The organism is Modestobacter versicolor (assembly GCF_014195485.1).
Classification (GTDB): Bacteria; Actinomycetota; Actinomycetes; order Mycobacteriales; family Geodermatophilaceae; genus Modestobacter; species Modestobacter versicolor.
In genome coordinates this window covers 28,433-48,022 of record NZ_JACIBU010000001.1, presented here as the reverse complement: position 1 = coordinate 48,022, position 19,590 = coordinate 28,433, and the positions used below count along the sequence as shown (strand labels likewise).

Below are 19,590 nucleotides of genomic sequence, written 5' to 3'. Positions count from 1 at the left end.
CCGTCCTACGGTGCCGCCATGAGCGACGACATGCCCTGGGAACCCCCGTTCGCCGGCTCCGAGACCGCCCACCTGCTCGGTGCGCTCGACCGGCTGCGCACCACGTTCCGCTGGAAGGCCGCCGACCTGGACGCCGCCGGGCTGCAGACCCGGATCGGCGCCTCCGCGCTGACCCTCGGCGGCCTGCTGAAGCACCTGGCCCTCACCGAGGACGACGTCTCCACCCAGCGGCTGAGCGGCGCGCGGATCGGCGAGCCGTGGGAGTCGACCTGGGTCGACCAGGAGGACTGGGCGTTCACCTCCGCGGCCGACCATTGCCCCGCCGAGCTGTACGCGCTGTGGGACGACGCGGTGACCCGGTCGCACGAGCGGATCGGCGCCGCGCTGGCCGAGGGCGGCGTCGACCAGCTCGTCGACCTCACCGACGCCGACGGCCGGCACGCCAGCCTGCGCCGGCTGCTGTGCGACCTGATCGAGGAGTACGGCCGGCACACCGGCCACGCCGACCTGCTCCGCGAGGCCGTCGACGGCCTGGTGGGCGAGGACCCGCCGCCCGGCTGGCGCCCGCGGGTGGGCCGGCTGCCGGTCAGCTGACCGGCGGCTCGGTCGCGGCGAGCAGCCGCTCCCCCAGTGCCCGGGTCGTGTGCCGCAGCTCCGGGCCGCCCACCACCCGGAACGGCGCCGGCAGGGCGGCCAGCTCCTCGGCGTACCAGTACGGGTTGTTCGTGCTGCCCACGAGCCGGGTGGTCGCCTCGTCGACCGGCTCCAGCCGGCCGAGGGTGCGCGGCACGCACCGCGCCACCCGTTCCAGCGGTGCATCGACGAGCACCTCGCAGCTGTACTCCCAGCCGACGGCGAGGTGCTCCTCCAGCTCGGCGACCGGGTCCAGGTCGGCCGGGACGGCGAAGGTCTGCTCGAGCGCCTGCACCTCGCGCACCCGGTCGACCCGGTAGGCCCGGCGGGCGTCGGCGGAGTGCGAGTGGCAGAGCAGGTACCAGCGGCCGTGCCGGACGACGACCGCCCACGGGTCGACCTCGGTCACCCACTCCTTGCCGGCCTCGGAGCAGTAGCGGATCCGCACCCGGCGGTGCTCGGACCGGGCCTGCACCAGCGCGCTCGTCGTCGCCGGGTCGGGGCGGGCGGCCGACCGGTCGACGGCCGGTGCCGTGCTGCGCCGGACCGCCTCGGCCTGCGCGGCCACCGGCGCCGGCAGCGCCCGCATGATCGTGCCCAGCGCGCTGCCGACCGGGTCGGTGGGGTCGCCGGCGTCGTGGTGCCCGTCGAGCACCGCCATCACCAGGCCGAGCGCCTCGGTGGCGGTGAAGACCAGCGGGGGCAGCCGCAGGCCCCGGCCGACGCGGTAGCCGCCGTAGGGCCCGCGCACCGACTCGATCGGGATGCCGGCCTCGCGCAGGGTGGCGACGTAGCGGCGGGCGGCCCGGTCGGAGACGCCGAGCTTGCCGGCGAGCTGCTCGGCGGAGATGCCCGGGGAGCCCTGCAGCACCTCGAGGGCGATGAGCGCCCGCGCCGTCGGGTTCACGTCTGCACGACCTCCGCGGATCAGGACGCCGGTCGTCCGGATCGGACCGTAGCCTGCCCAGCGGACCGACGGCAGAGGGAGACCGCCCGATGGGTGAGCTGGACCTGGACCTGCAGTTCAGCGGCGAGGTGTGGACCTGGCGCGGGCCCGCGCCCTTCTACTTCCTCACGGTGCCCGACGACGAGAGCGCCCAGCTGCAGGAGGTCGCCCGGGCGGTCACCTACGGCTGGGGGATGCTGCCGGTGCGGGCCCGGATCGGCGGCACCGGGTGGACGACGTCGCTGTGGCCCAAGGACGGCCGGTACGTGCTGCCGCTCAAGGTCGCCGTCCGCCGGGCCGAACGGATCGACGAGGGCGACACCGTGACCGCCCGGCTCACGCTCCCTTAGACGGCGACAGCGGTCTCCGGTGGCTTCCGGCCCCGTTGCAGGGGCCCGCCGCGAGCTCGCGAGTGGCGGGGGGCAACGGGGTCCTTTCAGACGATCCGGACGCGGAGCCGGCGGAAGCCGCGGCCCTTGTTCTCCATCTTCACCACCTCGACCCGGCCGACCATCGCCGTCGACGCGACGTGGGTGCCGCCGTCGGCCTGGGTGTCCAGCCCGACGATGTCCACGATCCGCACCACCTCGAGGTCCGGGGGCAGCAGGTCGGTCGCCGTGCGGATGATGTCCGGGATCGCGAACGCCTCCTCGCGGGGCAGCTCCTTGACCTCGATCCGGCGGTCGGCGGCCAGCTCGGCGTTGACCGACTCCGCCACCCGGTCCTTGAAGTCGGCGGGCACCTCGGCCAGGTCGAAGTCCATCCGCGCGGTCAGCGGCTCCATGTTCCCGCCGGTGACCAGCGCCCCGAAGTCGCGGAACACGACGCCGGTGAGCACGTGCAGCCCGGAGTGCGTGCGCATCAGCGCGGTGCGCCGGTCGTCGTCCAGGGCGCCGCGCACCGCCGTGCCCACCGGCGGCAGCGGGTCGCCCTCGACCGGCACCAGGTACTGCTCGTCGCCGCGCCGGGTGCCGGCGATCCGGGTGCGCACCCCGCCCCACAGCAGCACGCCCTCGTCCGGCGGCTGGCCCCCGCCGCCCGGGTAGAACGCGGAGCGGTCCAGCACGATCCCCTGCTCGGGGTCGGCGGCGACCACGGTGGCGTCCCACTCGCGGATCGTGGCGTCGGCGAGGTCGAGGCGGTGGGTGTGCCCGGCGTGCGCGGTGGCCATGGCGTCATCCTGCCCGGGCCGGGCGCCGCCGCGACCAGTCCACGAGCAGGCCACTCGGCCCCTCCGCCGGGAGGGGCCGAGTGCCGGGTCAGCTGCGCCGGCGGCGGCCCAGCAGCAGGGCGCCCGCACCGGCGACCAGCAGGACGCCGCCCAGGCTCAGCAGCCCGGCGACCTCGGCACCGGTGTAGGCCAGCGAGCCGCTCCGCTCGTCGCCGTCCAGCCAGCTCGCGTCGCCGTCGGCGTCCCAGTCGTCGTCGTCCGCGACCGGGAGCACACCCGCGCCGTACGTCGGGCCCGGGGTGGGCGACGGCGTGGGGGTGGGCTTGATCGGCGTGGGCGTGGGCGTCGGCGTGGGCGCCGGGGTGGTCGGCGGGACGACGACCGGGCCGTCGCCGGCCGCACCGGCGAACACCGTCGAGGCCGCCCCGAGCCGCAGGAACACCGTCTCCCCGGTGGCGTCCTCGACGCCGTCGTTGTCGGTGACCGCGTAGACCTGCCCGTCGCCGCCGACGGTGAGCCCCTCGACCTTCTCCGGCACCCAGCCGTTCGTCGCCTGCAGCGCGGGCAGCAGGTCGACTGCCAGCGTCTTCGGTGCGATCGGCAGCGGCGCACCGGTGGCCACCGGTGCCACCCCGGCGATCGACACCGCGTAGACCCGCTTGACCTGGGCGAAGACGCCCGGGCGGTTGTCCCGCTCGATCACCGCGAGGGTGTCGGCGTCCACGGCCACCAGCTCGGAGACGAACTCGCGGGCGCCGGCCGGGGTGGGCTCGAGGTGGTAGCCCAGCCACGACCAGGTGCCGGCGGCGACGTCGTACCGGCCGAGCCGGCTGACGTCGGCGGCGTCCCCGGTCGCGGGCACCTGCAGCGCCACCCAGACGACCTCCGGACCGCTGCCCGGCTGGACGGCGACGCCCTCCAGGCCGTTGCTGCCCAGCGCACCGGCGACCTCCGCGGGCAGGGCGACCCGCTGCACGACCGCACCTGCCGGCGACACCTGGAGCAGCTCGTTGGGCCGGGCCTCGTCGGCGTCGCCCTCGCTGACCACCCACCAGCCACCGGCCGGCCGCGCCGCGATGCCCTCCAGGTCGAGGGAGTGCGCCGCGGTGTCGGTGACCTCCAGCGCCGCGGTGACCTGCGCCGGCTCGCTGCTGGTGTCGATCGTCTGGATCGCGGCCGGGGCGTAGTAGCTGTCGCTCACCGCGTACAGCCGGTCGGGGTCGGCCGGGTCGGCGGTCAGCCCGGACAGCGCCCCCCAGGCCACCGGGGCGGCCGGGTCGGAGGTGATCGTCGGGAACTGCGCCGCACCCGGGCCGAAGGAGTACAGCCCGACGCTGGCCCGGACGTCGTCCTCGGGCACGTCGGTCTCGCTGGAGACGACGAACAGCCCGCGCGCGGGCACCGGCAGCAGCCCCTCCGGCCCGTTCGTCGTCGGCAGGGTCTGCGTGTAGGCGGGCTCGGTCGGGTCGGTCATGTCGTAGACGGCGACGAAGTTGCCCCGCTCGCTGCCGACGAACGCGTACGGCACGCCGCCGTACTCGGCGAACGCGATCCCCTCCGGCTCGACGCCCTTGTTCTCCGAGCGGCTCTCCGGGTAGAGCCCCTGCGCGATCGCCAGGTGCTCCAGGCTGTTGCCCGAGTCGAACACGACGTCGCCGAAGGTGCCGGTCGCGGTGGAGAAGACCGACCAGCCGCGGGTGCCGCCGAACAGGTCGCCCTCGTTGGCGGTGGCCACCAGGCCGTCGCCGACCCAGGCGATGGCGTCGGGCTCGCGGGGCAGCGCGCCGGTGCTGCCGGTCGGGTCGATCGTGTCGTCCTCCACCACGTCGACGCCGGTGACGTCCACGCTGCCGGCGTCGAAGGCATCGACGGCGCTGGCGGTGAGGTCCGCGCGGTCGGGGGTGATGACGGCGACCGCGTTGTTCTCCTGCAGGGTCAGCGCCAGCTCGTCGTCGGCGTTGAAGGAGACGTACTCGGGCTCGGGGTCGCTCGCGCCGTAGGCGCCGATCGCGGTCAGCGCCGGCACCAGGTCGACGGTCGCCGGCGCCCACCCGGACACCGGGCCGGCCAGGTCGAGCAGCGCCAGGGTGCCGGCCGGCGCCTGGGGCAGCTCGCCGTCGGCGACGTCCTCGTCGCGCTGGTTCTCCATCGCGATGGCCGCCAGGGACCCGTCCTTCGTCAGCGCGATCGAGTCCGGCTGCCCGCCGAGGTCGATCGTCCCGAGCACGGTCCGGCTGGCCAGGTCGGCGACGACCAGCCGGCCGGTGGCGTTCGGGAAGTCACCGTCGGTGTCGTCGACGCAGATCAGCAGCTCGGTGCCGCGCACCGCCACCGACGTCGGCTCGCCACCGACCTGGAGCGTGCCCAGGCCGACCGGGGCGCCCGGGTCGGTGATGTCCAGGAAGCCGACCTGGCCGTTGGGGGCGTCGGTGTAGACGACGGTGCGGCCGTCGGGGCTGACCGTGGAGATCTCCGCGACCGCCTCGTCGTCGACCGCCAGCCCGGAGTTCTGGAAGACCGGGTAGGTCGCCGTCCGGGTGAAGACCGGGCTCCCGGGCGCGGCCGCCGCGGGCGCGGCAGCACCGAGACCGACGAGGGCGCCGCCGCCGACCAGGGCGGCCAGGGCGAGCACGAGTGGCGGGCGGGGACTACGAGGTCGCTGAGGCACGAGTCGGGACCCTGCGGGACGGACCGGTCCCGCTCGTGAACGGCGGGTGACCGGCCGGGGACGGCCGCCCGACCAGCAGGTCGTCCCGCTGCGCTGAGCGGCCGGCCGCTCACCCACCGCAGCGCGGGGGCAGCCGCCGTGACAACCCGGCCGGCGGGGGTGCAGGATGAGCAGCTGCCGTTCGCGGCACGGAGCTGCGCGTTCGCCACCGTCCCCAGGAGTTGCACGAGTTGTCGAGCACGTCGCCCGCCGTTGCCCCCGATCCGGACCTGGCGGCGGAGCAGACCGCCGTCACCGATCTCTACCGCCGGCTGGACGCCGCCCGCGAGCTGGCGGTGACCCGCTTCCGGCAGGCGCTGGCCACCCCGATCATCAACCCGCAGTCCCTCGGTGAGCGCGAGGCCGCCGCTCGGTTCCAGGGCCAGCGGATCACCACCCTGGACGCCGCCGACCACGGCCTGGTGATCGGCCGGCTGGACCGCGAGGCCTCCCCGCAGCCGCTGTACATCGGCCGGGTGGGCTTGGCCGCCGACGACCCCTCGGGCGACCCGGCGCTGGTCGACTGGCGGGCGCCGGCCTCCCGGCCGTTCTACACCGCGACGCCGTTCCGGCCCGAGGGCGTCGTGCGCCGCCGGCACATCCGCACCCGCGGCCGCGCGGTGACCGCGGTCAACGACGAGGTGCTCACCGTCGACGTCGAGGCGACCGACGGGCCGCCGCTCACCGGCGAGGCCGCGCTGATGGCGGCGCTGACCGCCGAGCGCACCGGCCGGATGACCGACATCGTCGCCACCATCCAGGCCGAGCAGGACGCGATCATCCGCAGCGACGCCCGCGGCGTGCTGGTCGTCCAGGGCGGGCCGGGCACCGGCAAGACGGCGGTCGCCCTTCACCGCGCCGCCTACCTGCTCTACACCCACCGGGACCGGCTGGCCCGCAGCGGCCTGCTCGTCGTCGGCCCGACGCCGACGTTCCTGCGCTACATCGCCGACGTGCTGCCCGCCCTCGGCGAGACCGGGGTGCTGCTCGCCGGGCTCGGCCAGCTGCGCCCGGGCCTGGACGCCCGCGGGCACGAGACCCCCGAGGTCGCCGAGCTCAAGGGCCGGCTGGCGATGGTCGACGTGCTCAAGGCCGCCGTCCGCGACCGGGAGACCGTGCCCCGCGGCGTCCGCGAGCTGGTGATCGACGGCGTCCGCATCCCGCTCCGCCCGGTCGACCTCACCCGCTGCCGCACCGTCGGCCGGCGGGCGTCCCGGCTGCACAACCTCGGCCGGCCGGCCTTCGCCCGCGCCGTCGTCGACCTGGTGGCGCAGCGCTACGCCGACCGGATCGGCGCCGACGTCCGCGGCGGCTCCAGCCTGCTCGACCAGCGCGACCTCGAGGCGCTGCGCTCGGAGATCGGCCAGGAGACCGCCGTCCGGGAGCTGGTCGACGAGATGTGGCCGGTGCTCACCCCGGAGCAGCTGCTCCGCGAGCTGTTCGCCGACCCGGCCCGGGTGCGGCGGGCGACCAAGGGCTGGGAGGACGACGAGCGCGCGCTGCTCGCCCGCGCGGCCGACGCGCCCTGGACCCCGGCCGACGTCCCGCTGCTCGAGGAGGCCGACGAGCTGCTCGGCTTCGACGACAGCGCCGACCGGGCCCGCGAGGCGCGCCGTCGCCGCCAGGCCCGTGACGAGGCGCAGGAGACCCTCGACCTGCTGCACGGCTCGCGCTCCACCGACCTGGAGGACGACGAGGAGGGCGAGGAGCTCACCGCCGGCGACCTGCTGGACGCCGACTCCCTCGCCGACCGGGACGCCGAGGTCGACGTCCGGTCCGCCGCCGAGCGGGCCGCCACCGACCGGACGTGGGTGTTCGGGCACGTGGTCGTGGACGAGGCGCAGGAGCTGTCGGCGATGACCTGGCGGCTGCTGGCCCGCAAGTGCCCCACCCGGTCGATGACCGTCGTCGGCGACCTGGCCCAGACCGGCAGCCTGGCCGGCGCCACCGACTGGGGCGCGGTGCTCCGCCCGCACGTCGGCGACCAGTGGCGGCTGGCCCAGCTGACCGTCAACTACCGGACGCCGGCCGAGATCATGGCGGTCGCCGCCGACGTGCTCGAGGCCGGCGACGCGGTGACCGCTCCCCCGCGCTCGGTGCGCAGCACCGGGGTGCCGCCGGTGGCCGAGCAGGTGCCCGACGCCGACCTGCTCCCCCGCGTCGCCGCGGTCACCACCGGGCTGGTCGAGGCCGGGGGCACCGTGGCGGTGATCGTGCCGCCCAGCCGGGTGGCCGACGTCGTCGACTGCCTGGCCACGGCGTTCCCGGTGGTCTCCTCCGGGCCGGCGGCCGACTCCTCGGCCGGCCCGGTGGTGCTGGTGCCCGCCGATGCCAAGGGCCTGGAGTTCGACTCGGTGCTGCTGCTCGACCCGCAGGGCGTGCTCGACGAGGGCGTCCGCGGGCACAGCGACCTGTACGTCGCGCTCACCCGGCCGACCCAGCGGCTCACCGTGCTCTACCCCGGCGAGCTCCCGGCCGAGCTGCACCGCCTCACCGACTGACCGCCCGCCCAGTGGCCCTGCTGCAGGGGCCCGCCGCGAGCCTGCGAGTGGTGGGGGGCAGCAGGGTCCTTCAGCACGGCACCAGCAGCCGGGACAGCCGGGCGAGCAGGTCCGCCGGACGACGGACGTCGACCGCGGTGGCGAACACGACCCGCCAGCCGGCGTCGCCGATGACGTTGAGCCGCTGCCGGTCCTTGCCGAGCTGACCCGGCTCGCCGTGCCAGAGCCCGTCGTACTCGAGCGCGACCCGGTGCTCCGGCCAGGCGAAGTCCAGCCGCAGGGGACGACGGCCGGGCCGGGGCACCTCGAACTGGGCGATCGGTGCCGGCAGGCCGTGGCGCAGCACGAGCAGCCGGATGCGCGTCTCCGGCGGTGACTCGGCCCTGCCGTCGGCCAGCGCGCACGCGGCCCGAGCCCGCCGGCAGCCGCGGCCGGTGCCCGCTGCCGCCAGCGCGCGCACCCGCGGCAGGGACGCCCGGGCGAGGTGTACCAGCTGGTCGACCGCGACGACGGCGTCGTCCAGGGCCAGGCTGCCGGCGAGGGCGACCGCGGTCGTGTCCGGGTCGGTGAGCCGCACACCGCGGTGGACCCGCACGTGCCGCTCGTCCAGGAGCGCGCGGCGAGCACGCACGCCCGGCATCCGCGCCGGGTGGGCACCGGGCGGGAGGGTCAGCTCGACGTCGTCCTCGGGCCCCGCGAGGTCGACGCCCCAGAGCACCGCCGCGCTGGCCCCGGTGACCACGGCCCCCGGGTACAGCACCGCCGCAGCCGCCCGCGCGCGCAGGGCGTGGGTGATCGGGTGGGCCGCGGACACGTGGACGTCCCGGAAGAGAGCGGTCCAGGCAGGCCCGCGCAGCTCGTCCGGGGTCAGCAGGCCCTGCCGGACGACGGTCGAGCCCCGGAACACCGTGTTCGCCAGTGCCTCAGGCACGCGGGGTCGGACGGGCACCGGGACAGCCTGCCCGCCCGGCGCCCCCGGCCGCTGGCGTCGTCCACAACCTCGTCGACTGTGCGCGGATCGGGCGCTCAGCCGCCCGGAGACCCCGCTCCGCGCACACTCGGCGCGCGCCGAGCGGGCCTACGCGTCGCGGGTGAGGGCGAGCAGCGCGATGTCGTCGGCACGGTGGGTGCCGGCCAGGTCGCCCAGCAGCCGGTCGCAGAGCTCGTCCGGGTCGGTGGTGGCCCGCCGGCGGGCCGCGGTGCGCAGCCGGGCCAGGCCGGCGTCGATGTCGCTGGTGCGGCTCTCCACCAGCCCGTCGGTGAACAGCACCAGCGTGGCCCCGGGCGGCAGCACGCCGCACCACTCCACGGCCGGCGCCGGGGGCGCGCCCAGCATCCGGCTGGGCAGCACGGGCAGGAACTCGACCGAGCCGTCGGCGATCAGCAGCGGCGGCGGGTGGCCGGCCGAGGCGACGCGCAGCAGGCCGGTGGTCTGGTCCAACGTGGCGAACAGCGCGGTGGCCATCCGCTGCAGCCCGAGCAGCGGCCAGCTCGCCTGCAGCCGGTCGATGACCGCCGCCGGCGCGGGCGCCTCGACCAGCAGCGCCCGGTAGACGCTGCGCAGCTGGCCCATGGTGGCCGCCGCGGTGATGTCGTGGCCGACGACGTCGCCGACCGCGATCGCCACCTGGTCGCCGGGCAGCGGGGCCAGGTCGTAGAAGTCGCCGCCGATCTCCACGCCGTAGGTGGCCGCCAGGTACCGGACGGCGACCGAGATGCCGGCCACCTGGGGCGGGGCCGGCGGCAGCAGCGTGGCCTGCAGGGTGTGCGACGTCCGCGCCTCCAGCTCGAACCGCTGCGCCTTGGCCATCATCAGCGACACCTGCAGCGCCAGCTGCTCGGCCAGCTCGACGTCGGCCGAGGTGAACGGGGGACGCCGGCGGTCGGCCGACAGCGTCATCACGCCCAGCGACCGGCCCTCGGCGACCAGCGGCACGCTGATCACGCTGGCCAGCTCCAGCCCCTGGACGGCGGCCAGCTCGACCGGGTCGCGGACCACCTCGGCCAGCCACTCGTCGGCGATCGCCGGGAACCAGCGGGTGTGCCCGGCCTCCAACGCCGCGCGGGCGGGGGCGGGCAGCTCCCGGTACGGCGGGGCCCAGGCCCGCAGCTCGTCGACCAGCGGCTGCCGCGCCGGGTCGCCGTGCCGGGCGACCACGCGCTCCATCCCGTGCTCGACGACCAGGTCGAGCAGGCACATGTCCGCCAGCCGCGGCACCACCATCTCGGCCAGCCGCTCGACGGTCTCGGTGACGCCGGTGGCCCGGGCCAGCAGCCGCGCGGCATCGAGCAGGAACGCCGACCGCTCCGCCTGGCGCGCGGTCTCCTGGTGCAGCCGGGCGCGCTCGAGCGCCTGCCCGGCCTGCCGGCCCAGGGTGGCCAGCAGGTCGGCGTCGGCCTCGCTGAGCGAGTGGTGCTGGCCCGGGTCGACCAGCGAGATGAGGTCGTCGTCGGACCCCGCGCTCAGCGCCAGGGCCAGCGCGCCGAGGTGGTCGCCGTCCGCGGTCACCGGGACCACGACCAGGTCGCTGTACCCGGCGGCCTCCGCGGTGCGCGCCACCTCGGGCCACGAGTCGTGCAGCGCCGGGCTCACCGGCACGGTGCGCACGCCGGCGTCCAGCACCTCCTCCACCCGGCCCGGGGAGGTCTCGTCCAGGGCGCGGAGCAGGTCGGCGGGCATCCCCTCCGACGCGGAGAGGACGACGTCGGGCTCGGCGTCCCGGTCGTGCGGGTCGGGCTCGACCAGCCACAGCGCCGCCCCGGCGGCGCGGGCGGCCCGGCGGCTGCGGTGCACGACGACCGCGGCCGCATCGGCGACGGTGACGGCGGCCGCGAGTTCGGCGGTGAACTGCTGCAGGGCGCGCGACCGGGCCTCGGAGGTCTCCGCGGCCCGCCGGGCGGCCAGGATCTCCCGCTCGTAGCGGCGGCGGGCGGTCGCCTCGAACAGGGTGGCCCGCACCATCAGCGGGGTGCCGTCGGGCGCCCGCACCTCGACGGCGTTGACCAGGCAGGGCAGCAGCGAGCCGTCGGCCCGGACGACGTCCAGGGCCACCTCGCGGACCGCGCCCTGCATCCGCAGCAGCGGGGTCAGGTGGGTGTCGTGGAAGACCTGGCCGCCGACGCTGAGCAGGTCGCGCAGCCGGGTCCGCAGGACCTCCTCGGCGGGGCGCCCGAGCCACGCGCACAGCGTCCGGTTGACCTTGACGATCGTCCCGTCGGACAGCGTCGACAGGTATCCGCAGGGGGCGTTCTCGTACAGGTCGGCCGGGTCGTCCTCGAGCAGCTGCGCCAGCCGCCCGCGGTCCTCCCCGCCCTCGCGCCGCTCCCCCGCCGTCACCCGTGAGGTGGTCACAACCAGGCCCTGATGGCAGCGGTGGTCTCCTCCGGGGCGCTGAGGTGCGGGCAGTGCCCGGTCGCGGCCAGCTGGGTGAACACCGAGCCGGCGATCTGCTCGTGCACGTACCGGCCGGCGGTCTCCGGGGCGATGACGTCCTCGGAGCACTGCAGCACGAGCGTCGGCACGGTGACGCCGGGCAGGTCCGCGCGGTTGTCGGAGAGGAACGAGAGCCGGGCGAACTGCCGGGCGACGTCGGGGTCGGTGCGGCAGAAGCTGTTGGTCAGCTCCGCGGCGAGCTCGGGCCGGTCGGGGTTGCCCATGACCACCGGGGCCATCGTCGTCGACCAGCCCAGGTGGTTGGCGTCCAGGTTGTCCAGCAGGTCGCGGATCGCGGCCCGGCTGAAGCCCCCGACGTAGTCGCCGTCGTCGACGTACCGCGCGCTCGGCCCGACCATCACCATGGCGCCGAACAGCTCCGGCGCCTGCTGGTGGGCGAGCACGCCGATCATCGCGCTGACCGAGTGGCCGACGAAGACGGCGTCGGTCAGCCCGAGGTCGCCCATCACCTCGACGACGTCGTCGGCGTAGCCCCGCAGCGTGCCGTAGCGGGCCGGGTCGTAGGCGTCGAGGTCGGACCGGCCGAAGCCGACGTGGTCGAAGGTGACCACCTGGTGGTCGACCTCGAAGTCGGGCGTGATGTAGCGCCACATGTTCTGGTCGCAGCCGTAGCCGTGGGCGAACACCATCGGCCGGGCACCCGCCTGGCCGCTCACACGGACGTCGTTCCGTGTGCGGACGTTCATGGCTGGAAGGTACGCGACCCGGTCGTCCCCGTACCAGCCTCCGTGCGGCCCGTCACCGCTGTCCGTCCGGCCGGACGTCGGAGAGGACCACCCGGCTCGCCGGGCGGGCCGGGATGCGCCGCAACGAGATCGTCAGGTCCTGCTCCGGGACGGTGTAGCCCAGGCACGCCAGCCGGACGGCGAGCGCCGACAGCAGCGCGACGGTGACGTCCTCCCCGGGGCAGCGGTGGCCGCTGCGGGGGTCGCCGGCGCCCTGCGGCACCAGCTCCCACGGCCCGATCTGCCGGACGGCGGAGGTACCGGCCGACCCGCCGTCGGTGAGGAACCGCTCGGGGCGGAACGCGTAGGGCTCGGGGAACAGGTCCGGGTCGTGGTTCTGCCCGAACAGGTCCAGCAGCACCATCGAGCCGGCCGGCACCATCTCGCCGTCCCACTGGACCTCGCGGGGCGCGCGGCCGCCGATGAACGGGGCGAACGGGTAGAAGCGGCGCACCTCGTGGGCGAAGGCCGCCGCGAACGCCGGCTCGCCGCTGCGCAGCCGCTCGCGGTGCTCGGGCCAGCGGTGCAGGGCGTGCGCGGCGAAGCCGACGAACCAGGACACCGCCACGGTCGGCCGGACGACGTTGAGCACCTCGACGGCGGCCACCCGCGGCTCCAGCAGCTCGCCCTCGGAGTCGCGGTGGGCGGACACGACGCCGAGCACCGAGCCCGCCGGCACCGTGCGGGCACCGGACCGGACCTCCTCGACGATGCCGGCCAGCCACGCCTCCCGCCGCTGCCGGACCCGGCGCGCCCGCCAGTGCCGCGGCGCACCGGTGGCGAAGCCGTCGACCAGGGCGGTCAGGTCGCGGGCGAGGGCCGGCACCTCCTCGTCGGTCACCGGGACCGCCGCCCAGTCGCAGACCGCGCGGGTGAGCACCCGGGCGGCCTCGTCCATCAGCACGATCCGGCGCTCCCCGGCCCAGCGCCGGGCGGCGTCGTCCCAGGCCGCCTCCGCGCGGTCGACCAGGTCGCCGATGCCCTCGCCCATCAGCAGTTGCACGAACATCGCCTTGCGCACCCGGTGCGGCTCGCCGTCCAGGGTGTGCACCGCGCCATGGCCGAACAGCGTGCTGACGACGGGCTCGGGCAGCGCACCGCTGCGCCGGACGTGGTCCTCGTCGTAGAGGAACCGCGCACCGGCCGGGCCCTCGACGCCCAGCGTCTGCCGGGCCAGCATCAGCCGGGTGTGCACCGTGGCGCGGCCGGCCGTGCGGCGCTGGTCGGGCAGCCAGGCGTAGCCCTGGGCGAGCATCGGGATCGACTGGTCGAGGCGGGGACGGCGGACCATGCCCGCAGCACTGCCCAGCGAGCCGGAGCGGAAACGGTGCGCGACGCCGGTCAGCCCGGGGCGTGGCCGAGCTCGCGCAGCAGCCGCAGCACCTCCTGGGCGGCCCAGCTCTGCGGCGAGCCCGCGCCCAGCGCCGCGGCGACGTCGCCCAGGGCGTCGGACAGCGCCGTCTCCTCCGCGTCGAGCAGGCCGCGGTACGCCGGGTCGAGCAGGTAGCCGGTCGGCCGCGAGGACAGGCAGCCGACCAGGTCCAGCAGCACCTCCAGCCGCCGGGCAGCCTCCGCGGCCGGGACGTCGGGGAGCTCGTCGGCGCCGGTCATCGCCACCGTCTCCACGTCGCGCTCCCACAGCCGGGCCCGCACCGGGTCCTCGCGCAGCGCGAGCACGGTGCCGCTGCGCCGGGGCTGCGCGGTGTCGGGGACGTGCAGCACGGTGCGCACCTGGTGGGCGATCCGGATCAGGTCGTCGTCGAGCATCGAGGTGCCGACGAAGAGCACGTGCCGGGTGAGCAGCAGCGACTGCAGCACCCCGGCCAGCGCGCTTCGGTGGTCGCCGAACTCCAGGTACTGCTCGCGGGTGAGCACGACGCTGTCCGGGTGGGCGGCGTCGCCGTGCAGCTTGAGCAGCCAGGGCGCGCCGGGAGCGGCCTCGTCGAAGGGCAGCACCCGCAACGGCCGGCCGATGTCGGCGGCGGCCAGCTCGACCAGCGGGTCGTAGTTGGTGGTCACAAACTCGCGCACCGGCAGCCCGGCCACCAGAGCGTGCGCCAGCGAGTACGGGCCGGGCCCGAACCGTTCCTGCACGTAGGCGGTGAGCTCGTCGCGGCCGAGCGCCCGGGCGAGCAGCGCGGCGGCGTCCTGCGGCGGGAGCCCGGACAGCCCGGCCCGCAGCCCGTCGTCCAGGCCCGCGCGGGCGGCCAGCTCGGCGAGCAGCTCCTCCCAGGTGGGCAGCCCCGCGGCGGCGCTCACCCCGGCGCCGAGGAACACCGCCAGCTCCCCGGCCCGGGCCCGGTCCCCCAGGTCCTCCGCGACGGTGCGCAGCGCGTCGGTCAGCGCCCAGCCACCGCCCGCGCCGCGCCGCACCCGCTGCGCGGCGGCCAGGTCGCTGGGCTGGCGGAGCACCAGCGCGATGTCGTAGCCGTGCTGCTCGGCGGCCTCCCGGAGCACCGGCAGCAGCTGCTGCAGGAGGGCACCCCGCTGGCCCGCGGCGCCGCCCCAGCCGGTGCCCAGCGCGGGCAGCCCGACCAGCCGGCGGGCGCGGCCGTGGGCGGGCTCGGCGACCTCCCGGGCAGCGACGGCGGCCAGCGCTGCCCGGGCACCGTCGAGCAGCCAGTCCAGGGCGCGGTCGTCGTCCGCCTGCCCCGCAGGGTCGACGGTGTCCACCAGCCACGCCCGCCGGGACCCGCAACCGGGCACCTCGCGCACCCGCTCGCCCTCGGCCCACGCACCGGCCACGCAGGCGCCGTCGTCGTCGGCGCTCTCCAGCGCCTCCGCCGGCAGCAGCGGCACCCAGCTGGCGGTGACCCGCAGCGACCGGTCGGTCGGGACCAGGACGTCGTCGCAGGACAGCCGGGTGAGGTCGGCGCCGACGACGAAGACGTGCCCGTTCACCGCTCTCCCGACCCCCGGGCCCGGCGCGCCGCGGCGTAGGCGGGCCGGCGGAACCGCGCCATCGGCCCGTCGGTGACCAGCCCGGGCGGGGCGTGGAGCACGGCGTCGAAGTGCAGGTCCGGGTCGACCGGGTCGGCCGGCGGGCCGAGGGTGAGCGTGCCGACGTGCTGCCACGGGCCCCGGCCGACGGCGGCGGAGAGCAGGACCACCCGGCCCGGCGCCTCGGCGGCCAGCCCGGCGCGGTCCGAGGGCAGCGGACCGCCCTGCGGCACCGCGCCCAGCCACACCGGACCGGCGTCGCTGCGGTAGGCCATGATCGAGCCGTAGGGCGTGGCGGCGTCCCGGCGCAGGACGGGCACCCGGCGGGTCCACCGCCCGCGCCCGGACGAGGAGAGCAGCAGGTCGACCGGGGGGTCGCCGGGCAGCCGCAGCGCGAATCCCAGCAGGTCGGGGAGGCGGTCGGGCAGCCCGGCGCCGCGGGAGAGCCGGACCAGCACGTCGTCGGTGCCGGTGGCGTCCAGCCAGCCGAGGCCGGCTCCGAGCCCGTGCCGCTCGAGCACGGCGCCGAAGACCGCGCCGCGGGGGTGCATCGGCTTGGCCCGGCGTACCCGGGTGAGCGCGGCGAGCGGGACGGCGACCGCCCGGCCGGCGGCGTCCGCGAGGTCTGCCATGGGGTGCGGCGTTACCCGTCGGGGCTCAGGTCACCCATCGGGTCGCCCGGCGGTGCGGGCACCCACGGACCGGCGCGCCGCTGCGCTCGGTCGCGGGCCGGTCGATCAGTGTCGCGTGGTGCCGCAGTCGGTGCAGCGCTTCCGCTCGACGGCGTTCGTGTGCCTGCAGTTGTCGCAGGTCCACACGGTCTTCTCGATGGTGCTCATGGGGTCCCGTCCCTCCGTGCCCGGCCGGTGGTCCCGGCCTCGTCGCCGGCGCGCCCGGGATCACCGGGCCGCCGCGCTACCGACGCTAGGTCGGTCGGATGACGGGGAGGTGTCCTGCGGGGTACGACTGGGGGACGGCGGGCACCGCGGGCCCGTCGGGCACCGGCGGGTCAGCGCAGCGAGCCGCAGCCCCCCGCGCCGCAGGCGCAGCCGCCGCACCCGGCCGCCGGGGCCGGCTCCGGCCGGCGGGCGATCCGGGCCATGCCGGCGGCGCCGGCCAGGTTGGCCAGCCCGAGCAGGCCGGCGAGCACCGCAGCGGCGGTGCGACCGGCGCCGAGCAGTTCGTCCACCCCGCCGAGGACGCCGACCCCGACCGCGGCCAGCGCGACGACCGCGGCACCGGCCAGCAGCGGACCGCGGTGGTCGGGCAGCGCGGCGGCGAGCACCGGCAGCACCAGGACCACGGCGACGACGAGGACCCAGCTGGCCGCGGTCAGCGACAGCAGCGCCAGCCCGACGGCCACCAGACCGACCCAGACGGCACCGGCACCGGTGACCGCACCGGCCCGCTCGACCAGGCCGGCCCGCACCCCGCGCAGCACGGCCACGCCGCGCACGACCGCGAAGAGCCCCAGGGCGCCGAGCAGCACCCGCGGGCCGCCGTCGGTCCAGGTCAGCGCCAGCACACCGAGCGCGAGCAGGGCCGCACCGAGGACCGCCATCCGGGGCCACGTCGTCCGGGCCTCCTGCGGCGTGGGCGGGGCGGCAGGGGTCCCGGCCAGCCGGCCGGCGGTCACGGCGTTCGTCACGGCGCCAGTGTCCCCCATCCGGCGCCGGACGCCGCGCGCGCTCCCCCGGCGGCAGTGCGTCCGCTGTGCCACGCTGATCCGTCCACGGGGGGCGATCGCCGAGCGCACGGCGGCAGGAGGAGCGGGTCATGGACACCTCGGGGACGGTCTCGTCGGCCCGGCAGGCAGGTGACAGCGACGGTCTGGAGGCCCTGGCCCGGGTCGGGCTGATCGCCTACGGCATCGTCCACCTGCTGGTCGCCTGGCTGGCGCTGCAGCTGGCCTGGGGCGGCGGCGGGGGCTCGGCCGACCAGTCCGGTGCGATGGCCACGCTGGCCGAGCAGCCCTTCGGCAAGCCGCTGCTGTGGGTGCTGGCCATCGGGCTGCTGGCCCTCGCGGTGTGGCAGCTCGCCGAGCTCTTCCGGCAGGTGCCCGGGCTGCGCGGCTCGGGAGAGCGGAAGAAGAAGGCGGTCACCGGGTCGGCGAAGTCGGTCGCCAAGGCCGCGGTGTACGTCTTCCTCGCGATCACCGCGCTCCGCTTCGCCACCGGCAGCGGTCAGTCCAGCTCCAGCCAGCAGCAGGACACCGTGGCCGGCGTCTTCGGCTGGCCGGGCGGGCGGTTCCTCGTGGGAGCCGCGGCCCTCGTGCTGATCGGCGTCGGCGCCTACCACGTGCGCAAGGGCCTCACGAAGCACTTCCTCAAGGAGATCGACACCGCGCAGGCCTCGGCCGGTGAGCGCCGGCTCATCGAGCGGCTCGGCCAGGTCGGCTACCCGGCCAAGGGGATCGCGCTGGCGCTGGTCGGCGGGCTGGTCGGCTGGGCGGCGGTCACCTTCGACCCGGAGAAGGCCAGCGGGCTGGACGGCGCGCTGCGCACCCTGCTCGACGCCCCGTTCGGCAAGGCGCTGCTCACCGTGGTCGCGCTCGGCATCGCCGCGTTCGGCGTCTTCGCCTTCTTCCGCGCCCGCTACCCGCAGCGCACCTGACCACCGCGCGGGCACCGCGCCGCTCGGGCACGATCGCCCGGTGAACGTCGTCCCGCAGCGCCTGCACGACGCCGTCGCCCGGGCGCGCGAGGTCACCGACCACCCGGTGCTCACCCACCTGGCCCGGGTCGGGCTGGTGGCCTACGGCGTCCTGCACGTGCTGATCGGCTGGCTGGCGTTCCGGATCGCCTGGTTCGTCCAGCCGGCCACCGAGGACGCCGACCAGACCGGTGCGCTGCAGACGGTCGCCTCCTCCCCCGGCGGCCGGGTGCTGCTGTGGGTCATCGGGCTGGGCATGCTGGCGCTGGCGCTGTGGCAGGCCGGTGAGGTGCTGCGCTGGTGGACCGGTCTGCTCTCCCCCGAGCGCCGGCTCCGGGCGGCCGTGGTGTGCGTCAAGTGCGCCGCCAAGGCCACCGTCTACGCCGTCCTCGGGGTCACCGCGCTGTTCTTCGCCGCGGGCGCCGAGTACGACGCCGCCGAACGGTTCCGCGACCTCACCGACGAGACGCTGGAGATCCCCGGCGGGTCGGCGCTGGTCGTCGCCGTCGGGCTGGGCGTGACCGCCGTCGGGCTGTACGTGCTGGTGCGCGGGTTCACCGGCGGGTTCATGAAGGACGTCGACCTGGACGCCGCGCCCGACCGCTGGGAGCCGCTGATCGAGCGGGTCGGGTCGGTGGGCTACGTGGCGAAGGGGATCGCGTTCAGCCTGTCCGGCGGGCTGCTGGTGTACGCCGCGGCCACCCAGGACGTGTCGACCGCGACCGGGCTGGACGGCGCGATGAACGTGATCGCCGCGGTGCCGACCGGGCAGTGGCTGCTCACCGCGGTCGCCGCCGGGTTCGTGCTGTTCGGGTGCTACGCCCTGGCGCGGGCCCGCTACCCCGACCGCGACCCGGCCAGCTGAGCAAGGACCCCGACGATGACCATCTCCGGGGTCGTGCGGGGCCCGGAGATGGCCATCTCCGGGGTCAGGTGCCGTGCAGGAGGGCGGCGCAGCGGGTGAGGACCTGGTCCAGTGCTGCGGCGGCGACCGGGGAGAGCGCCACCAGGTGGGCGAACCCGTGCGGCAGGCCGGCCAGGTCCAGCCACTCCGCGTCGGTGCCGGCCGCCCGCAGCGCCTCGGCGTAGGCGCGTCCCGAGTCGTGCAGCGGGTCGACCCCGGCGGTGACCACCAGCGCCGGCGGCAGGCCGGAGAGCTCCCCCTCGGCCGGGCTGATCCGCGGGTCGCCCAGGTCGGTGCCTCGCGGCACGTAGCCGCGGGTGTACCAGGCCATGTCCGACAGCGAGAGGAACGGCAGGTGGCCGAACGCGCGCACCGACGGCTGGTCGGCACCGCGGGCGACGTTGGGGTAGAGCAGCAGCTGCGCGGCCGGCTGCGGGCCGCCCTGGTCGCGCAGCTGCTGGCAGACGACCGCGGCCAGGTTGCCGCCCCCGCTGTCGCCCGCGACGGCGACCCGGGCCGGGTCCCCACCCAGCGCGGCCGCGTTCTGCAGCGCCCAGCGGGTGGCGGCCACGGCGTCCTCGACGGCGGCCGGGAAGGGGTGCTCGGGTGCCCGGCGGTACTCGACCGAGACGACGACCGCCGGGATGCCGGCGGCCAGCCGCCGGGCCAGCCCGTCGTACCCGGCCGCGCTGCCGAGGGTCCAGCCCCCGCCGTGCAGCAGGACGACGGTGGCGCCGCGCGGATCGGCGGGGCGGTGCACCCGGCCGCCGTCCGGCAGCTCCTCGACCGCCACCGCCGGCCCCCCGGCCAGGCCCGCGGCCAGCAGCGCGGCGAACCGGCTGCGCGCGCGGTCCAGGCCGACCTCGCGAGCCGGCGGGGTGGTCAGCTCGGCGAGCTCGGGCAGCAGCGCGACGAACTCGGGGTGCAACTGCGGTGGGACGTCGTCCATCGGGCCGT

General features: G+C 76.5%; 16 protein-coding genes. 5 read left to right on the top strand and 11 right to left on the bottom strand.

Annotation, left to right across the window (positions count from 1 at the left end; translation table 11 throughout):
- The first annotated feature begins 18 nt into the window (after nucleotides 1-18).
- Nucleotides 19-594: a mycothiol transferase gene (locus FHX36_RS00195; protein WP_110551643.1), complete on the top strand. Its 576-nt coding sequence runs from the start codon at nucleotides 19-21 to the stop codon at nucleotides 592-594.
- On the opposite strand, the gene FHX36_RS00190 is transcribed toward FHX36_RS00195, so the two are convergent.
- The gene (locus tag FHX36_RS00190) at nucleotides 587-1,540 is read right to left on the bottom strand and encodes a helix-turn-helix transcriptional regulator (RefSeq protein ID WP_220035882.1); all 954 of its coding nucleotides are present in this window, start codon (nucleotides 1,538-1,540) and stop codon (nucleotides 587-589) included. The two genes, FHX36_RS00195 and FHX36_RS00190, sit on opposite strands and share 8 nt — an antisense overlap.
- An 89-nt stretch (nucleotides 1,541-1,629) precedes the next feature.
- On the opposite strand from FHX36_RS00190, the gene FHX36_RS00185 reads away from it, so the two are divergent.
- A complete protein-coding gene (locus tag FHX36_RS00185; RefSeq protein ID WP_220035883.1) occupies nucleotides 1,630-1,929 on the top strand; it encodes a DUF1905 domain-containing protein in 300 nt (99 codons plus the stop codon).
- Between the two features lie 86 nt (nucleotides 1,930-2,015).
- On the opposite strand, the gene FHX36_RS00180 is transcribed toward FHX36_RS00185, so the two are convergent.
- Entirely contained in the window at nucleotides 2,016-2,750 is a 735-nt protein-coding gene (locus tag FHX36_RS00180; RefSeq protein ID WP_110551645.1) for an alanyl-tRNA editing protein, read from the bottom strand.
- 88 nt (nucleotides 2,751-2,838) lie between these two features.
- Nucleotides 2,839-5,418 carry an esterase-like activity of phytase family protein gene (locus FHX36_RS23720; RefSeq protein WP_221202723.1) on the bottom strand — a complete coding sequence of 860 codons (2,580 nt, stop codon included), beginning with the start codon at nucleotides 5,416-5,418 and terminating at the stop codon, nucleotides 2,839-2,841.
- Between the two features lie 230 nt (nucleotides 5,419-5,648).
- Between FHX36_RS23720 and FHX36_RS00170 the strand changes: the two genes are divergently transcribed.
- Nucleotides 5,649-7,958, top strand: coding sequence for a HelD family protein (locus FHX36_RS00170; RefSeq protein ID WP_110551647.1), 2,310 nt, complete (start codon nucleotides 5,649-5,651; stop codon nucleotides 7,956-7,958).
- A 70-nt stretch (nucleotides 7,959-8,028) separates the two neighbouring features.
- Here the strand turns inward: FHX36_RS00170 and FHX36_RS00165 are convergent, their stop codons facing one another.
- The 7 genes from FHX36_RS00165 to FHX36_RS00135 form a co-directional block, all read right to left on the bottom strand.
- The gene (locus FHX36_RS00165) at nucleotides 8,029-8,889 is read right to left on the bottom strand and encodes an endonuclease domain-containing protein (RefSeq protein WP_343056533.1); all 861 of its coding nucleotides are present in this window, start codon (nucleotides 8,887-8,889) and stop codon (nucleotides 8,029-8,031) included.
- A 147-nt stretch (nucleotides 8,890-9,036) separates the two neighbouring features.
- Nucleotides 9,037-11,310 carry a SpoIIE family protein phosphatase gene (locus tag FHX36_RS00160; protein ID WP_110551649.1) on the bottom strand — a complete coding sequence of 758 codons (2,274 nt, stop codon included), beginning with the start codon at nucleotides 11,308-11,310 and terminating at the stop codon, nucleotides 9,037-9,039.
- Nucleotides 11,307-12,098, bottom strand: a complete 792-nt coding sequence (locus tag FHX36_RS00155) for an alpha/beta fold hydrolase (RefSeq protein WP_110551650.1) — start codon at nucleotides 12,096-12,098, stop codon at nucleotides 11,307-11,309. The genes FHX36_RS00160 and FHX36_RS00155 overlap by 4 nt, the downstream gene beginning before the upstream one ends.
- Before the next feature lie 52 nt (nucleotides 12,099-12,150).
- Nucleotides 12,151-13,428, bottom strand: coding sequence for a cytochrome P450 (locus FHX36_RS00150; RefSeq protein WP_110551651.1), 1,278 nt, complete (start codon nucleotides 13,426-13,428; stop codon nucleotides 12,151-12,153).
- Nucleotides 13,429-13,478: 50 nt separating this feature from the next.
- On the bottom strand, nucleotides 13,479-15,038 hold the full coding sequence (locus FHX36_RS00145) for an SIR2 family NAD-dependent protein deacylase (RefSeq protein ID WP_110551652.1): 1,560 nt from the start codon (nucleotides 15,036-15,038) through the stop codon (nucleotides 13,479-13,481).
- The gene (locus FHX36_RS00140) at nucleotides 15,035-15,709 is read right to left on the bottom strand and encodes a phosphodiesterase (protein WP_110551653.1); all 675 of its coding nucleotides are present in this window, start codon (nucleotides 15,707-15,709) and stop codon (nucleotides 15,035-15,037) included. The genes FHX36_RS00145 and FHX36_RS00140 overlap by 4 nt, the downstream gene beginning before the upstream one ends.
- A gap of 377 nt (nucleotides 15,710-16,086) precedes the next feature.
- Nucleotides 16,087-16,725, bottom strand: coding sequence for a hypothetical protein (locus FHX36_RS00135; protein WP_183513407.1), 639 nt, complete (start codon nucleotides 16,723-16,725; stop codon nucleotides 16,087-16,089).
- Nucleotides 16,726-16,853: 128 nt separating this feature from the next.
- Here FHX36_RS00135 and FHX36_RS00130 point away from each other — a divergent pair, with 128 nt between their 5' ends.
- Nucleotides 16,854-17,690 carry a DUF1206 domain-containing protein gene (locus FHX36_RS00130; RefSeq protein WP_110554268.1) on the top strand — a complete coding sequence of 279 codons (837 nt, stop codon included), beginning with the start codon at nucleotides 16,854-16,856 and terminating at the stop codon, nucleotides 17,688-17,690.
- 40 nt (nucleotides 17,691-17,730) lie between these two features.
- Entirely contained in the window at nucleotides 17,731-18,594 is an 864-nt protein-coding gene (locus FHX36_RS00125) for a DUF1206 domain-containing protein (protein ID WP_110554269.1), read from the top strand.
- A gap of 64 nt (nucleotides 18,595-18,658) precedes the next feature.
- Here FHX36_RS00125 and FHX36_RS00120 read toward each other — a convergent pair whose 3' ends face one another.
- Nucleotides 18,659-19,582: an alpha/beta hydrolase gene (locus FHX36_RS00120; protein WP_183513406.1), complete on the bottom strand. Its 924-nt coding sequence runs from the start codon at nucleotides 19,580-19,582 to the stop codon at nucleotides 18,659-18,661.
- Nucleotides 19,583-19,590 lie beyond the last annotated feature (8 nt).

What these genes read in the sequence shown, in the direction of transcription:
- FHX36_RS00195 (WP_110551643.1), top strand. Translation starts at nt 19, where the DNA reads ATGAGCGACGACATGCCCTGGGAACCCCCGTTCGCCGGCTCCGAGACC.
- FHX36_RS00185 (WP_220035883.1), top strand. Translation starts at nt 1,630, where the DNA reads ATGGGTGAGCTGGACCTGGACCTGCAGTTCAGCGGCGAGGTGTGGACC.
- FHX36_RS00180 (WP_110551645.1), bottom strand. Translation starts at nt 2,750, where the DNA reads ATGGCCACCGCGCACGCCGGGCACACCCACCGCCTCGACCTCGCCGAC.
- FHX36_RS00155 (WP_110551650.1), bottom strand. Translation starts at nt 12,098, where the DNA reads ATGAACGTCCGCACACGGAACGACGTCCGTGTGAGCGGCCAGGCGGGT.
- FHX36_RS00150 (WP_110551651.1), bottom strand. Translation starts at nt 13,428, where the DNA reads ATGGTCCGCCGTCCCCGCCTCGACCAGTCGATCCCGATGCTCGCCCAG.
- FHX36_RS00140 (WP_110551653.1), bottom strand. Translation starts at nt 15,709, where the DNA reads ATGGCAGACCTCGCGGACGCCGCCGGCCGGGCGGTCGCCGTCCCGCTC.
- FHX36_RS00130 (WP_110554268.1), top strand. Translation starts at nt 16,854, where the DNA reads ATGGACACCTCGGGGACGGTCTCGTCGGCCCGGCAGGCAGGTGACAGC.
- FHX36_RS00120 (WP_183513406.1), bottom strand. Translation starts at nt 19,582, where the DNA reads ATGGACGACGTCCCACCGCAGTTGCACCCCGAGTTCGTCGCGCTGCTG.